19 protein-coding genes are annotated in these 15,231 nt (G+C 34.0%); 1 reads left to right on the top strand and 18 read right to left on the bottom strand.

What is annotated here, in order from left to right:
- The 18 genes from BK579_RS07025 to fdhD all read right to left on the bottom strand — a co-directional run bounded on the left by BK579_RS07025 (position 1) and on the right by fdhD (position 13,548).
- Positions 1-1,425 carry a LutB/LldF family L-lactate oxidation iron-sulfur protein gene (locus BK579_RS07025; protein WP_078544515.1) on the bottom strand — a complete coding sequence of 475 codons (1,425 nt, stop codon included), beginning with the start codon at positions 1,423-1,425 and terminating at the stop codon, positions 1-3.
- A 3-nt stretch (positions 1,426-1,428) separates the two neighbouring features.
- Positions 1,429-2,151, bottom strand: a complete 723-nt coding sequence (locus BK579_RS07020; protein WP_078544514.1) for a (Fe-S)-binding protein — start codon at positions 2,149-2,151, stop codon at positions 1,429-1,431.
- A 216-nt stretch (positions 2,152-2,367) separates the two neighbouring features.
- Positions 2,368-2,982 carry a TetR/AcrR family transcriptional regulator gene (locus BK579_RS07015; protein WP_078544513.1) on the bottom strand — a complete coding sequence of 205 codons (615 nt, stop codon included), beginning with the start codon at positions 2,980-2,982 and terminating at the stop codon, positions 2,368-2,370.
- 1 nt (position 2,983) lies between these two features.
- A complete protein-coding gene (locus BK579_RS07010; RefSeq protein ID WP_078544512.1) occupies positions 2,984-3,433 on the bottom strand; it encodes a DUF5392 family protein in 450 nt (149 codons plus the stop codon).
- A 13-nt stretch (positions 3,434-3,446) separates the two neighbouring features.
- Positions 3,447-4,202 (bottom strand): GTP pyrophosphokinase, encoded by a 756-nt coding sequence (locus BK579_RS07005; protein ID WP_078544511.1) that lies wholly within the window; start codon positions 4,200-4,202, stop codon positions 3,447-3,449.
- Between the two features lie 280 nt (positions 4,203-4,482).
- Positions 4,483-5,058 (bottom strand): CBO0543 family protein, encoded by a 576-nt coding sequence (locus tag BK579_RS07000; protein WP_235848362.1) that lies wholly within the window; start codon positions 5,056-5,058, stop codon positions 4,483-4,485.
- Between the two features lie 439 nt (positions 5,059-5,497).
- Complete coding sequence (locus tag BK579_RS06995) at positions 5,498-6,460, bottom strand: 2-hydroxyacid dehydrogenase (protein WP_078544510.1); 963 nt, start codon at positions 6,458-6,460, stop codon at positions 5,498-5,500.
- Between the two features lie 124 nt (positions 6,461-6,584).
- The gene (locus BK579_RS06990) at positions 6,585-6,767 is read right to left on the bottom strand and encodes a hypothetical protein (protein ID WP_078544509.1); all 183 of its coding nucleotides are present in this window, start codon (positions 6,765-6,767) and stop codon (positions 6,585-6,587) included.
- Positions 6,768-6,877: 110 nt separating this feature from the next.
- Positions 6,878-7,555, bottom strand: coding sequence for a serine/threonine protein kinase (locus BK579_RS06985; protein WP_078544508.1), 678 nt, complete (start codon positions 7,553-7,555; stop codon positions 6,878-6,880).
- A 256-nt stretch (positions 7,556-7,811) separates the two neighbouring features.
- Positions 7,812-8,210 carry a hypothetical protein gene (locus tag BK579_RS06980; protein WP_078544507.1) on the bottom strand — a complete coding sequence of 133 codons (399 nt, stop codon included), beginning with the start codon at positions 8,208-8,210 and terminating at the stop codon, positions 7,812-7,814.
- Between the two features lie 88 nt (positions 8,211-8,298).
- The gene (locus tag BK579_RS06975; protein ID WP_078544506.1) at positions 8,299-8,646 is read right to left on the bottom strand and encodes a hypothetical protein; all 348 of its coding nucleotides are present in this window, start codon (positions 8,644-8,646) and stop codon (positions 8,299-8,301) included.
- A 36-nt stretch (positions 8,647-8,682) separates the two neighbouring features.
- Positions 8,683-8,976 carry a DUF2325 domain-containing protein gene (locus tag BK579_RS06970; protein ID WP_078544505.1) on the bottom strand — a complete coding sequence of 98 codons (294 nt, stop codon included), beginning with the start codon at positions 8,974-8,976 and terminating at the stop codon, positions 8,683-8,685.
- Positions 8,977-10,073: 1,097 nt separating this feature from the next.
- Positions 10,074-10,556: a GNAT family N-acetyltransferase gene (locus tag BK579_RS06965; protein ID WP_078544504.1), complete on the bottom strand. Its 483-nt coding sequence runs from the start codon at positions 10,554-10,556 to the stop codon at positions 10,074-10,076.
- Between the two features lie 108 nt (positions 10,557-10,664).
- On the bottom strand, positions 10,665-11,162 hold the full coding sequence (locus tag BK579_RS06960; protein WP_078544503.1) for a GNAT family N-acetyltransferase: 498 nt from the start codon (positions 11,160-11,162) through the stop codon (positions 10,665-10,667).
- A gap of 214 nt (positions 11,163-11,376) precedes the next feature.
- Positions 11,377-12,021 (bottom strand): spore coat protein, encoded by a 645-nt coding sequence (locus BK579_RS06955; RefSeq protein ID WP_204524690.1) that lies wholly within the window; start codon positions 12,019-12,021, stop codon positions 11,377-11,379.
- Between the two features lie 119 nt (positions 12,022-12,140).
- Positions 12,141-12,437 (bottom strand): hypothetical protein, encoded by a 297-nt coding sequence (locus BK579_RS06950; RefSeq protein WP_078544502.1) that lies wholly within the window; start codon positions 12,435-12,437, stop codon positions 12,141-12,143.
- Between the two features lie 88 nt (positions 12,438-12,525).
- On the bottom strand, positions 12,526-12,747 hold the full coding sequence (locus tag BK579_RS06945; RefSeq protein ID WP_078544501.1) for a group-specific protein: 222 nt from the start codon (positions 12,745-12,747) through the stop codon (positions 12,526-12,528).
- A gap of 12 nt (positions 12,748-12,759) precedes the next feature.
- Positions 12,760-13,548: a formate dehydrogenase accessory sulfurtransferase FdhD gene (gene fdhD, locus BK579_RS06940; protein ID WP_078544500.1), complete on the bottom strand. Its 789-nt coding sequence runs from the start codon at positions 13,546-13,548 to the stop codon at positions 12,760-12,762.
- 379 nt (positions 13,549-13,927) lie between these two features.
- On the opposite strand from fdhD, the gene BK579_RS06935 reads away from it, so the two are divergent.
- On the top strand, positions 13,928-15,172 hold the full coding sequence (locus tag BK579_RS06935; RefSeq protein WP_078544499.1) for an L-lactate MFS transporter: 1,245 nt from the start codon (positions 13,928-13,930) through the stop codon (positions 15,170-15,172).
- The last annotated feature ends 59 nt before the right edge of the window (positions 15,173-15,231 follow it).

Below are 15,231 nucleotides of genomic sequence, written 5' to 3'. Positions count from 1 at the left end.
TTACTGTTCCCCCTTTCGATTTGATTTAAACCAATCTCTAAATCTCTCTTTTGTAGGTGCAGGAAAGTCACGCACATCGGTCCATGGCTTCATTGGTCCTGGACCTTTTTTAATCGAATGATCTTCAGTAAAAGGTGACATGACTGTGTTCGCTGATTTCGTTCCAGCTTTATATAATGTAGGAGAGCTTGCAGCTAGTTGATATCCCTTCATCGCTAGTTTTTCACCAAAACTAGTTTTACCTTCATCTTCAACAATCTTTCGACGATGTTTAATTAATAGTTCATGTAATGGGATCTTAACCGGGCAAGCTTCCGTACAAGCTGCACAAAGTGTTGACGCATACGGTAATTCCTTATAGTCTTCATAACCACCTAGTAATGGAGTAAGAACCGCTCCAATTGGGCCAGGGTAAATGGATCCATAGGAATGTCCACCAATATGACGGTACACCGGACAGACATTAATACATGCAGCACAACGGATACAATGAAGAGCACTTTGGAATTCAGTCCCTAAAATATTGGATCGACCATTATCGACAATGACTAGATGAAACTCTTCAGGTCCATCCACATCACCTTCATCTTTTGGCCCAGTTAATCCTGTAATATAACTTGTAAGCTTCTGCCCAACAGCACTACGACAAAGCAAGCTAACTAACACATCAAGCTCTTCCCAAGTAGGAACGATTCGCTCCATCCCCATAACAGTGATTTGTGTTTTAGGAAGGGCTGTAGCTAAGCGTGCATTTCCTTCATTGGTAACCAAACTAATTGACCCTGAATCTGCAACTGCAAAATTACAGCCAGTTATCCCAATATCTGCGCTCAAAAATTCCCCACGAAGTTGCTCACGAGCAAATAATGCAAGTTCTTCAGGAATTTCAGACTTATCATATCCTCGTTTTTCCTTAAACGTATCTCTAATTTGTTCTTTATTCTTATGAAGTGCTGGTACAACAATATGAGATGGTGGATCATGATCATCTAACTGAAGGATGTATTCTCCTAAGTCGGTTTCAATTACCTCACACCCAGCTTTTTCAAGGACCTCATTTAAGTTGATTTCTTCTGTGACCATCGACTTTGATTTTACGATCTTTTTCGCTTTTTTATCATTCACAATCTTTGAGATATATTCATTCGCTTCTTCTGCCGTTTCAGCGAAAAAGACATGGCCACCACGCTTAGTCACATTCTCGGTTAATTGCTCAAGATAGTAATCTAGGTTTTCTAGTGTATGTGTGCGAATCTCTTCACCTAATTCTCGCCATTCTTCCCAATTCCCCAGTTCTTCTGTAGCAGTCAATCGTCTTCCTTGCATTCGTTCTTGAGCAGAGGCTACTGCATTTCTCATAAAGCCGTTATTAATCCCGCTCTCGACTCGATTAAAGAACTTTTCATCACCTATCTTCATTGGCATGTTTTATTTCACCTCACTATTCAGCACTTCAGCAATGTGCATAATTTTTATTGGTTTTCCTTGACGATTAATACGCCCTCCAATATTCATTAAACAACCACAATCTGAACCTATTAAAATCTCAGAATTTGTTTCTTCAATATGTCGTACTTTTTCATCTACCATTTGCTCTGAAATTGGCCCCATCTTTACCGAAAATGTTCCACCAAAACCACAACAATCATGGCTATTTGGAAGCGGTGACATTTCTAACCCTTCTACATTTTCAAGAAGCTTTAATGGTGCTTCTTTCACTCCTAGTAAACGTGTCATGTGACATGACTTGTGATAAGTTGCTTTGGCATTTAAACTAGCTTTAATATTTTCCACTTTTAAGACATCTACTAAAAATTGAGTAAGTTCATAGGATTTGTTTGCAAGATTTTCGGCTCTTTTTTTCCATACTTCATCATCTTTAAATAAATGTGTATATTCTTGTAGCATCGAAACACAAGATCCGGAAGGAGAAACGACATATTCTGAATCCTCAAACGTACGAATCATATGCTTTGCCACTTCTTTTGTTTCCTTATGATAGCCACTATTATACGCAGGCTGCCCACAGCATGTTTGTTGTTCTGGAAAATGAACCTCGCAACCAACCTTTTCTAATACCTCTACCGTATCTTTTCCAACGTTAGAATAAAAGATATCAGCAAGACATGTAATAAATAACGATACTTTCACAATATCTCCCCACTTCCCCTTATTTACAGGCCAAGTTATATGTTCACATAGTGTTCAAAATTTATCTTTTTCTAAATTATACATGAAAAAAAATATAATATCACCCGTTTTTTCTTTATTTACTTTTATTTATTTTGTTTTAGTTGGTTTTAACCCCAATAAATAGTAATAAATAAGGACTACGTATTCAGTAATACATAATCCCCCAACACCTTCCTATTCAAGTTTCTTAGCAAGACCATTCTTCAACATGTTCATTTCAATGATATAATTTTTAATTGCTTCTTCTTTTGTTAAATCCTTCGCAAATTTCTCTACAAAATTCCGTAGCGTTACTGCAGAAATGATTTGCATCATAAAAAATATTTCACGGTCATCATTAATGTTTAGAGTCTTTTTATTGATGTATAAACTTATTTTTTCAATTTTTTCATTACTATTATGATAATCACTAAAAATTCCTGAAAATTTATCCTCAACTTTATATGACATATTTGAAAAGGAATTTTTTAATAGGTAAAAATTCTCATCCTCGTCAATGATTAACTTAAACAAATCAACCATTGCCTCAAATAAATTGCCTTCGTGCTTCGTTAACAGCGCAATAAATACGTTATTTAATTCTAGAACCATTTCATTCAACAAATAATAATAAGCATCCTCTTTGTCTTCAAAGTATTGATAAAAGCTTCCACGTGGGATGTTAGCTGTTTTTATAATGTTTGAGATCGAAGCTTCATACACAGGTACCCTCGAAAATTCCTTTTTTACAGCCTGGATTAATTTTTGTTTTTTATCATCAGGTAAATTATGAAAGGTTATTTTAGGCAATTCAATTCGCTCCTATCCCACTACCATTTCTATGACTATTTTCCTTTTGTAAGAATTCAATAAAGTAATTCATTGAATTCTTTGGATTGTCATTGATTAATCTTGTATACCTTGCTTTTATTTGATCAGATTCAATATCGCTTTCATTGATTCGTTTGATGATATATTCTGTACTTTGAGTTTGCAACTGTAATTGGTAATGTTTTGCTTCCTTACCTAAAGCCATTCCAATAGCTCCCAATACCGCATATAAAATGATTGTTGGCACAACTTCTCGAATACTTGGTAGCATCATCACCATCAAGTATAAATTAATTAGGGATATACAGATTAATGGAAAAGACCATAATCTATATTTTGCAACCTTTTTAGTAATTGGTGATAAAACCTCATTGATTTTTTCCAACTCTTTATGAACAAAATTAGGGATATCCTGATTAAACATCATCATCAAAATGTTCCTCCTATTTGCTATTATTTATTAGACCCTTGCTTAAATTTAAAAAATTATTAGGAAGATTAAACTTTATGTTGTCTATAAATAGTTCTTGAAAATTATCATCATCAGGTTCAGACATTTCCTTGAGCAAGTTCATTTCCTGATGAATTTTCTCCATCTTTATGTCTAATTCAGCAGCTGAATTTGCTGCCTCCTTCAATTCAGTCTTCATCTTTTGCGGGATTTCATTGTTGTATTTATAATAAATTTTATGTTCCAGACTTGCCCAGAAATCCATCGCAATGGTTCGAATTTGAATTTCTACATAAACATTCTCAACTCTGTCTGACATAAAAATTGGAATTTCAATAATAAGATGTAGGCTTCTATATCCATTAGATTTTGGAGTTTTTATATAGTCCTTACACTGAACGACTTTAATATCTTTTTGCTTCTCAAGCATTTCACTAATCTTATAAATATCTGAAATGAATGAACAAGTGATACGAATTCCAGCTATATCTCGAATATTTTCTCTTATGATTGGTAATGAAAGCATAAGCTCTTTTTGACGAATCTTTTTTAGAATGCTTTCAGGGGACTTAACTCGTGAACTAACGTGTTCAATTGGATTGTATTCATGGATAAATTTGAATTCTTGCTTCAAAATATCAATTTTAGTGTTTACTTCATCTAGAGCAAATTTATAAGCCATCATGAATCTAATCAATTCTGTTTTTAATTCTTTCATATTTTCAGTTTCATTTGTCTGTAAGCTCATCAACAAATTCTCCTTTTTTAAACCATCGGACTAACACTGCCAAGGAACAATGTGACATCGTGTCACTTTATAGATATTATGATATATGACAAAGTGTCACTAGTCAACTTTTCACCTTTATATTTCACAAAATTGACTTATTTCAAAAAACCGTAACACTCTACGTCTAGTAACCTGTGGACTTTACTGGTGACGATTCCAAAGTCCGTTTTTATAAATTTACTTCATTTTTCATTTCAAAAAAAAAGCCCTAATCACTAGGGAGGGCTGTAAACATTTCCTATTTTCTTTTTATATCAGGCAATTTTATAAATACATTTGTAATCACTTTAGCCATTAATAAAACCACTATATATCCTAAAAGCAAATGAAGATAATTTGTTCCTTTATGTAGCAAAAATAAGGTATGTAAATTCAAGAGTGGTTTAAATATAAAAGATAAGAATAGCGATAATATAATTGTATATAAGTAATAATTCTTTTTATGCTTTAACGTCCATTGATAAACTAACATAAATAAAGTTGGGATAAGGGCAGCATCTAGAGATAAATTACCTGGTAGAAAAGGAATAAACTTATATGGATAACCCCATAACCCCTGACCGGATCCCCAGATATCTATATAACTAAACCAAATGTGTACATTTAATCCATAAAAACCAAGTAAAAATTTATTTTCACGATCAAGTAGAAAAAATAATGTGACCAAAGGGCCTAGAAAAAAAAGTAAACAAATAAGCCAAAATTGCCATGTACTAATATCTGAATAAAGGTGCCAATATTCTTTATATAACTTGAGGACTTGTCCCTGTAAATCTTTTAATTTATTGTACATTTCTAGTTGCTCTTGGTTCAATTAGTTCCCCCCCAGTGCCCAGTTTTTATCCTATTTTTCCCTTACTGGACAATATTATGAATTAATATCATAAAAGACTGTCTACTCAAGGGTGAAATCAACAATTATAGCTAAAAAGAGCCTATATTCCTAGGCTCTCCTTGGTCTTGATATATATTATTAGTTTAGTTTAAAATCTCCAGAAGAGGTTCTAACCACTAGTTGATAGTCTGCATTACCAATGGTTCCAATAATTCGGTTCTCTGACTTTTCTTCCAGTCAGTTGATAACGTAACACCAACATCCACTGGAAGCAGTGATCTCCATATTTTCCATTGCGCTTTTATTATTAACCTCAATCGATCCAGATGAAGTATCGACATTTAGATCACCAATTACATTAGTAAATGTGATGGTTCTTCACTCATTCAAACGCAGTATACTTTCATTGTGAATTATGTTAATTTACGATAAAGCTACATTGTTTCTTTTGTAAAACAGAGATTAAGTTTTCGGCAGCAAGTTTTGCCATTCTCATTCGTGTTTGAATACTAGCACTTCCTATATGCGGTGTTACTACCACATTTTTTAGACTTAACAGTGGGTGGTCAGCTGAGATTGGCTCCTCATCAAATACATCTAATCCCGCACCCCAAATTTGGTTCTTGGATAGAGCCTTATATAGGGCCTCTTCATTCACAATGCCACCACGAGATGTATTAATTAATATCGTATTTGGCTTCATCAATTTAAACTCTCGTTCATCAATTAAATTTTTGGTTTCATCTGTAAAAGGAGTTAGTATACAAATATAGTCAGCGGTTTTCAGCAATTCCTCAAAAGGATAATAAGTCAGATTTAATTCTCTTTCAACATTAGGCTTCCTATTTCGATTATAATAAATAATTTTCATACCAAAGCCCTTTGCTCGTCTTGCAACTGCTTCCCCGATCCTACCTAAGCCAATGATTCCGAGTGTTGTTCCATAAATATCTTGCCCTGTTAATAACATGGGTGACCAGGTTGTCCACTTACCTTCTCGTAGAAATTGTTCCGCCTCACCTAACCTTCGCGCTGTCGCCATTAAAAGGGAAAAAGTTAAATCAGCCGTTGTTTCAGTCAGAACCCCAGGTGTATTTGTAACAGCAATTCCCTTTTTAGCTGCATATTCGATATCAATATTGTTATAGCCAACAGCCATATTACTGATCACTTTCAGATTATTTGCTTGATTGATTAACTCTCGATCAACCTGCTCAGTTAATAAACAATAAAGTCCATCAACTTCCCTTATTTCTTTTTGTAAAATTGCACGGGGAACCGGTGTTTCTTCTTCCATCCACATCTTCACATCAACAAATTGTTTTAACCATTCAACAATTTCATTCGATATTTTTCTAGTAATGTAAATCCTCTGTTTCACTCTGCTCACCTTCCTAGAGAGAATGTACTCCATCCACCACAAGCATATGTAAATTTACTATTTGTATTGCATTGGCTTTACTCTAAATTACTTATGAACTATTTTTGCAATTACATAATTAACCTTAATTCTTATCTCTATGCATTAAATTTAACTGAAAAAAAATCGCACTTAATAACACGACACACATCCCTAACATGATTGCATAACCAGTAATCATTTCATTTCCTGCAAATATGCTACAAAGAGCTACACCACCTACACCTCCGACAACCAAAAGCAATACCCAGATAATAAAAGTACCCATGTTTTATACCCCTTTTTCTAACTGCTTTCTTGACTTCATCACAAAAAAAGAATGTCTTTGTTTTCTATTAAGGCTAATTACCTAATTTGATCATGTTAATTCAAAAAAAACTAACGTCTAAACGGTGTATTTTTCATTACGTTATTCATAAACTCCTCAAATGAAGAAGAATACTTGTTCCACTGGTTATACCATTTCCGGACAGTTTCTACTAACCAAAATGGAACAGATTTCCCATCTATAAGGTGATAATATTCCTCATATCCCTTTTTCAAATGCTCCCAACGATAATCATTTCCTGGCTTGATATATTCAGAAACATCGAGAATTTTAGCTCTTCCATTTTGAAGTAAAATATTTTTCAGATGAATATCACGAGGATTAAGCCCCTGCTCACGCACATATGCTCTCGCCTTTTCCACATCCTCAACTACCTGCTCTGAAATATGTATTCCCTGAAGGATGCAGTCAAAAAGCGTTATTCCTTCTTCATAACTTAAGACTAAAAAATGGTCATTCGACGCATAACATGTTGAAAAATAAGGTGAAGATCCTAAGATATTGTAAACTTCGGCCTCTATTTTAATTTTACCGCTTTTATCGTTTGCATAAATTTTAAATGCGTATGCCGGAAGATCATTATGTTGAAAAACAGCAGCATCTGTTCCAACCCCAATACACCTTAACTTTTCAGCATTTCCACTAATTGATACGGGTTCATTATTTGGGTTGGAAGAAATTTTTATTTGTGATAAGGAATCTGTAGCTATTTGCCAGTCTTGATTCACAATACTACACCACCTTAATGTATTGTTGTAAGATTTTATCTCGCATTCGCATTCTATCACAAAATGCTTGAAATCATTATTTAAAAGTTCGGCAATAAACAATTAATACCTTTAAAGTTCTCCTATTTAGTCTAAAAAAATATGATGCAGTAGTATTACTAATATAAACTATTATGTTTTAAAATACCGAAACGCACAAAAAAAAAAGCCACCTTTTAGACCGATAATTAAGGCGGCATTTTTCTGATATAACATTTCAGCTATTAGTAACATATGTTTTCATTAAAAGATTCGCACCAACATACTTGGGTGCAATCACAAAAAATTCTTCAATATTTCTTGTTTTTAGTACCTTATCAAGCTGATGTCGCAAGATGCTTAACTCAAATTCTAATTCAACCATTGATTTGACGGCACCTAAAAAGACCGCTTTTTCTATTGAATCAAGAGACACATACTCTGTTTTCATCTTGTTAATAATGATTTCTATAAACCAACCAGCTTTTTTTATATACTTAAAACCATGTCCAATCATAAAATAATCACCAAAACCTAAAATTTGATCTCTTGTAACCATATTCTCTTTGTTATTTCCATAGTACAGGCAAGTGATATTAAAACCAGCATCAGAAGAAACAATATGATATTCGTACATCCTTACCCCCTTACGCTATATTCATACTACATGAATATTGTAAAAAAAAGGATATATTACTAGCATATTAAAAAAAGAATGATCAAACTCATATCTGATGATCTGCCCGATGCAAACAGGAGTATAATTCTTCAATAAAGATGATAAAGTTTTCAAACTTATATCCTCTAAAATGATCTGTTAAAAAGGTAATTAAATTATCACTAACACTGCATAGTACTAGGTAATATTGGAACTTAGTTTCAAATAGAGTTATATCTTCACTACTCCAATGCTTATCAATTAATTTTAAGATTAAACTTGGTGACCTCTTAGTTATTTCGTATTGATAATATTCCTTTATTATGTATGTAATTTTGGTATATACGTTAAGATGCCAGCTTTTATCGTATTTACTAAAGTTTGAATATAATTGTACATCATCTATAGCACTCATAATCTCCCTCCAATCGAAAACCATTCTCACTCAAACTTATACGGTTGCTATTTCGAGTGTACTTACTACTTTGTGAATGGAACTCCAAGATCTTTTAACAAAATAAATCGGCTTAGCTTGTTCTTTTGCTCTTTGTTTAATCACTTTGGCTAAATTGTGATTTATATAATCTGTCATTACAAAAATGATGTCTATATTTTCCGGAATTTCTCTTTTAACCATATTTACTTTACGGCCGTCCAAGTGAATGATTTCTTGAAAGCCAGAATTAATTAATTTTTCCGTTATATTTCCGAGATGATCAGCACCAACCACTAATAGGGATTTCATAGAGAAGCCTCCTCAACTATCTAGTTTATTATTACCTTTATACTAATTGAGAATGATTATCTATGTCAACTATAATTGATAAATATTCTCATTCTGATAACATATGGCAGTTTTGGATAGTATCTAAAGTGGTATGAGTAGGAGATAATATTACAATAGGAGGGGCATGACGACAAAGGAAGTATATGTTAAGTAAACAATTGTCATTATTAATCTACTTCTGATAGGTCTGAGACTGATTGCTAGACCTTCAACCTGAAGATTTATAATGTTGATAAAAGGCTTCCGTTACAGAGGTTGTCTATTTTCACGGATTTGTATAACTATAGTATTGATAATAATTATCATTGGATTCATATTCACCTAAGAATATTTTGCAATTATGAGACCGATTGTAATTATTTAATCTTATTAGAGCAATCTAATTGAAAATTTCTCATTAATACAGGTAAAATCAATAAGATAGATTAATTAATTGAGGAGTGAAAATGAATTGATTATTACAGATGAAGCACGTGGTCTTTTACAAGAAATGTTTCGTGAACAGAATGCTAAAAATATTCGTTTCTATTTTGCAGGATATGGCTGAGGAACACCAAAAATTGGACTGGCTCTGGATGAGCCGGAAGCAGACGATGTAATCGAGACAATTAATGAAATTGTTGTTGCAATTGACCCAAAGATAAAGCCAAATACAGATGATCTTGTACTAGATATTAGTGGGGATAAGACGGGGCTATCTTTGTTAGGTAATACTGGGAACTGTTGCTAGAGCTTAGGGAGTGGAGCCAATTGGCTCCTTTTTTTGTGGAATTTTATGCTTTGCATGACTTAGGTGGAAAAGTCTAAATAACCTAGGTATTGGAGTTCCATGAGCGTCGATCCACTCGCGGATACCGCGGATGTTCCGCGAGCGAGCCTCCTCGTCTCCAGGGGCGGGCTCCTGCGGGGTCTCACGAGACCACTGGATCCCGCAAGGAGTCAAGTGGCTCTCCGCTCATTCAACACTTAGTAAGTACACTTTTGATTCTCCATGGTGTTAATACTCATTAATACAAAGGTCCACCCTGATAAATACCTAGGGGTAAAAAGGTACATTAATTTTTATAAATGATATAAATCACCTGTTCTGCTCCAAATCTTTTAACAGTTTGGTGTGGCTTCATTCCAACCGATTCTAAAAGCTTGCGAGATGCCACGTTAGCAGCTTGTGTTTCAGCAACGAGCTCTGATAAATTAAGTTTTTCAAATGCGAATTCAATAATCTTATTAACTACTTCTTTTCCGTATCCTTTTCCCCACCACTTTGGTAAGAATTGATACGAGATCTCTACTGATTCACCGTTATGGTGCGGATTAAGTGAAACAAGGCCTATAAATTCTTTCATTGCTTTTTCATTTACCGCCCAATAGTATGAATCCGCCTTCGATTGAAGTATGTTTAAGAAGTGATCTTTAATTGTATTATCATCTCTTGTTCCACCTAGATATTTACGAACCTCTGTATTTGTATATAAATTTCTTATATCTTCATAATTTTTCTTATCTAATACATTAAGTAAACATCTCTTAGTATTCATAATATCGGCCTTCCTTTTTTACTCATTCGCAAAAATATTATTCACACTGTAAGGGCATTTGCTAGACAATAATAGAGTATTTTATATCAGTTATTTTCAACTCTCTACTTATCTATTAACCGCATATATGTATGTTTTTCTATTTTTTATGAGTGTTTCCTTCTCAAAGACCATTCCTATTCGTTCAGCTACTCTAACTGAAGGAATATTATGTCTGATCATCGATATAAGGCGTTTAGCTCTTAACTTTTCAAATCCATAATTTTTTGAAGCTATTGCTGCCTCGGTTGCATAGCCCTTTCCCCAATACTCTCGGGTAAACAAATAGCCGATTTCCAGCTCATTTTCACCATCAACTACCTGTGGAATAATTCCACATTGACCGACAAATGTGTTATCGTCTTTTAGCTCACAAATCCAGAGCCCTACACCAATTTTTTCATAGTTTGATAAATTCCAGCTAATCCACTTTTCGGCATCTTCCCTTGTTTTTGTAGAAGTATAATATTGCATGGCTATAGGATCTGAAAATATTTTCATTAGATTACCGATATCATTTATGTGCATCTGTCTTAACATAAGTCTTTCAGTCTCAATACTAACCATTGTCCACTCTCCATTTAAATTAAATAAATACATGTTGGCTTGTTATAGAAATTTAATGTCCCATAATGAGTTCAAATTTATGAAATCTCAATTCCCCATATCCATTAAGACGGATGAATTTGTGAAAAGTTTCATTAAAATGTAAAACGAGAAGATAATAAAAAGAGATGATATCATCAGAAACCATCTCTTCTCAGTCTAATATTGGGTTACATTAAAAGTTTTGATTCATTTGATTTGGGTTCATTTGTTGTTGTTGAATTTGAACCGGATAGTCTTGGTTCATGTTCATTTGGTTTTGATTCATCATACCTGAAGCTGGCTGATACATCCCTGCAAATGTTTGAGCTGTTGTATCTTTAAGTGTCGGTACTTGATAATATCCTTTACTGTTCATGTACTGCCAAGTTTCATAAGCTTGATCAGCGCAATTTTTAGAACCTTGAATCATTGAATTACGGATTTCAGGGTCTGCACATTCCAATGACGCATGCATACGAAGTACAGCGGAAGACTTTGCACATCCTAGCATTCCAGATGCAACATCACGATCATCCATTTGTGTCATTGATGTATTCGGCTGATTTGAAGATGGATTATCTAAACCATATGTAGGGCTGAAGTTTGATCTAGTATTAATCGAGCCAAGATTTGCCCCACTAGTCTTATTCCCTAACATACCCACCATAGCGTTATACTCGTTCATCATAAAATTAATTTGATTCTGTAATATATTTTGTAACTGTTGGTCCTGACAATGAGGTAGATATAATTGGAATTGATTAATTCCATCAATTGTATCACATAACACCTCATGGATTTCCATTAATTCATGAGCGCCTAATTGCTGATTCATCATTCGTAATTTCCTCCTATTATAAGCTGAATTTTTGGTACTATGATAATTTCTCCATCCCACTTAAACTTATCCAACATTTTCAAAAAAAAATCTTACAAATCGCTAAGGATTTGTAAGATCTATTTCATGTTAGGGAGAATTATAAAGATTTCTTTCCCAAAACTATCTATTTTTACTAATATGTCTCCTGATGGAATGTTCTTAGTTAACATTAATGAGCCATTCCCATTAAAGGTTAAACTCCAATCTTCAAAGAAAACTTTTTCATATTGGGTTATAGCAAAGCAAAAATCGGTATACGAATTTGGAATAATCTCATATCCTTCGGCAAGGCTATACCATAAAGTCCGAGCATAATTTAGGATAGTATTCATATTATGAATATTTTCAATTTCCCTTACTGAGTAATATTGCATACCATATCAACTCCTATCCTACTAGGATAGAATAAAATATAATAGAATACTAGAATAAAAATATTCCAATCTTGTACCAAAAGATACCTTATAATGCTGCAATTTTCTCATCCCTATTTGCACGTTCTTCTTGTGTTGCAAGATCATACTTTTTTAACATATGAAAAATTTCATTCAAAAGAGCTTGGCTAGGATTTCCAGAAAGTATTCGTTTACATTTTTCAAGGCTTTTAAAAGATAGAAATTCCTTTTGTGATTCTAATTTCTTATATACATCTTCTAGAGAGTGATCGATATTACATGAGCCCATTTTATCAACCTCCTATTTCGTAATTCGTTCTGGATGTGAATAGACATTAAACGTTGAACCTCTTATAAATCCAACAGCGGTTATATTTAAATCATCTGCTAATTTTATCGCTAAGTCTGTTGGAGCTGACTTGGACAAAATAATTCCCACCCCAATTTTAGCAGCTTTCGTCAATATTTCCGAGGAAATTCGACCACTAAAGACAAGAATCTTATCCCGAACAGGTATACTATTAAGCAGACAATAGCCATATAGCTTATCAATTGCATTATGTCTACCTATGTCAGATCGACATACCACAAGTTCTTCCTCAGTTGCAAGGGCAGCATTATGCACGCCTCCTGTATTTCTAAAAACATAACTAGCTTCCTGCATGTCATTCATTAAACGTATACAGTGTTCTGCTTTTATTATTTTTTTTGACATCGATGTTTTCGCCGTTTGAACATCATTTTGAAAATAAAATTGCCTACTTTTCCCACAGCAGGAACCAATAAATCTTTTAGAAAAATATTGCTGATTTTTCACTGTAACTGTATATAATTCTACGTATGCAAAGCCACGGTCTTCATCTATTTGAAGTTCTTTTATTTCATCCTTAAACCGAATAACACCCTCTGATGCTAAGAAACCAATAACCATCTCTTCAAAATGAGTTGGACTGCATACCATTGTAGCGAATTCCTCACCATTTATATAGACTGTTAGTGGAAATTCAGTGACGATCTCGTCCTCTGTTTCTAATAGTATTCCATTTGTATACTTTACTATTTTTTGTTTTAAGCTTAATTTATTTACCATAATAATCCCACCTCAGTTCTAAAACTGACAGATTTCTTAACTCAACATCTAAACACAACTTTATAAAAGTGACAAGGATAAATTTTCATTACTTTCATTTCTTACAAAAGTCAATAAATTTTATTGAAACTTTTGTGAAGAAAGGGTAATATTAAGTTACGTTCATATTTTTGTAACATTTAAGAATTGTGATAGCGACCCTGTCTACAACCTTACATGTTGCAAACTTGAAAGCGATTACTATTGGATAAAAGTAGCGTAACCTGCTTGGACTAATCGTCGCGTTTTCTATATTGATAGTTTATTTACTATTTTTATAGAAGACTGCGGCGTTTTTGCATTTCAAATTTGTGCTATCTAATTTAAGGGGAGAAAGAAAATGAACAAAACAAAAAATCGCTGGTTAATCGCCTTAGCAGCTGTAGGAATTCATATTTCTATTGGTTCTGTTTATGCCTGGAGCGTATTTACAAACCCACTTATTGAGAAGTTTGGTTGGGAATTAAAATCTGTATCTTTTACGTTTAGTATCGCTATTCTTTTCTTAGGATTATCAGCTGCTTTTATGGGACATTTTGTTGAAAAACATGGTCCAAGAAAGTCTGGTATTGTTTCTGCAACGTTCTTTGGTTTAGGCCTTATCGGATCTGGATTTGCGACAAGTATTGAGTCCTTGCCTTTACTTTATTTAACATATGGGGTATTTGGGGGAATAGGACTTGGGGTAGGTTATATTACACCTGTTTCAACGCTGGTAAAATGGTTCCCTGATCGCCGTGGTCTTGCAACTGGACTTGCCATTATGGGCTTTGGCTTTGCAGCAATGATTGCTAGTCCAATTATGGCTATGTTAATTGGATCAGTTGGAATTTCAAACACATTTTACACATTAGGCATTATTTATTTTGTCATTATGATTGCTTCAGCACTTTACTTAGAAAGACCGCCAGTTGGATATATGGCTCATCTACAAAATGATACTAAAAAGGCTAACACTGATCTTTCACAATTAACTGCTAATGAAGCAGTTAAATCAAGACGTTTCTGGTATCTATGGGTCATGTTATTTATTAATGTGACATGTGGTATTGCAGTTTTATCTGTCGCCTCTCCAATGGCACAGGAAATAGCTGGACTTTCGGCCGCTGCTGCTGCGACAATGGTTGGTATAATGGGTGTTTTTAATGGGTTTGGCCGCATTGGTTGGGCCTCTATCTCAGATTATATTGGTCGTCCTAATGTATACACTGCGTTTTTCGCGATTCAAATCGTTACATTCTTTGTATTACCGAATGTAACACATGCGATCCTTTTTCAAGCAATCCTTTTCTTAATCCTTACTTGCTATGGTGGTGGATTTGCTTCAATTCCAGCTTACATCGGAGACCTATTTGGAACAAAACAACTTGGTGCCATTCACGGTTATATTTTGACAGCTTGGGCTGCAGCTGGACTAGCTGGTCCGATTATCGCAGCATGGATTCGTGAAACAACAAATAGTTACTCAGGAACTCTAAGTATTTTCGGATTTATGTTTATCGTTGCCCTTCTTGTCTCAGTTGTGATTCGTGTAGATATTAAAAAGCTACAAGAAGCAAACGCCCTAGAGCGTAAGGCTAGTTAACCATTTGACATTTCTAATGACTAACACTACTCTAAAAGTAAAATCTGAAAATGGGGTTT

This window comes from Litchfieldia alkalitelluris, from assembly GCF_002019645.1.
Taxonomy (GTDB): Bacteria; Bacillota; Bacilli; order Bacillales; family Bacillaceae_L; genus Litchfieldia; species Litchfieldia alkalitelluris.
This window is presented reverse-complemented; position numbering and strand designations above follow the sequence as displayed.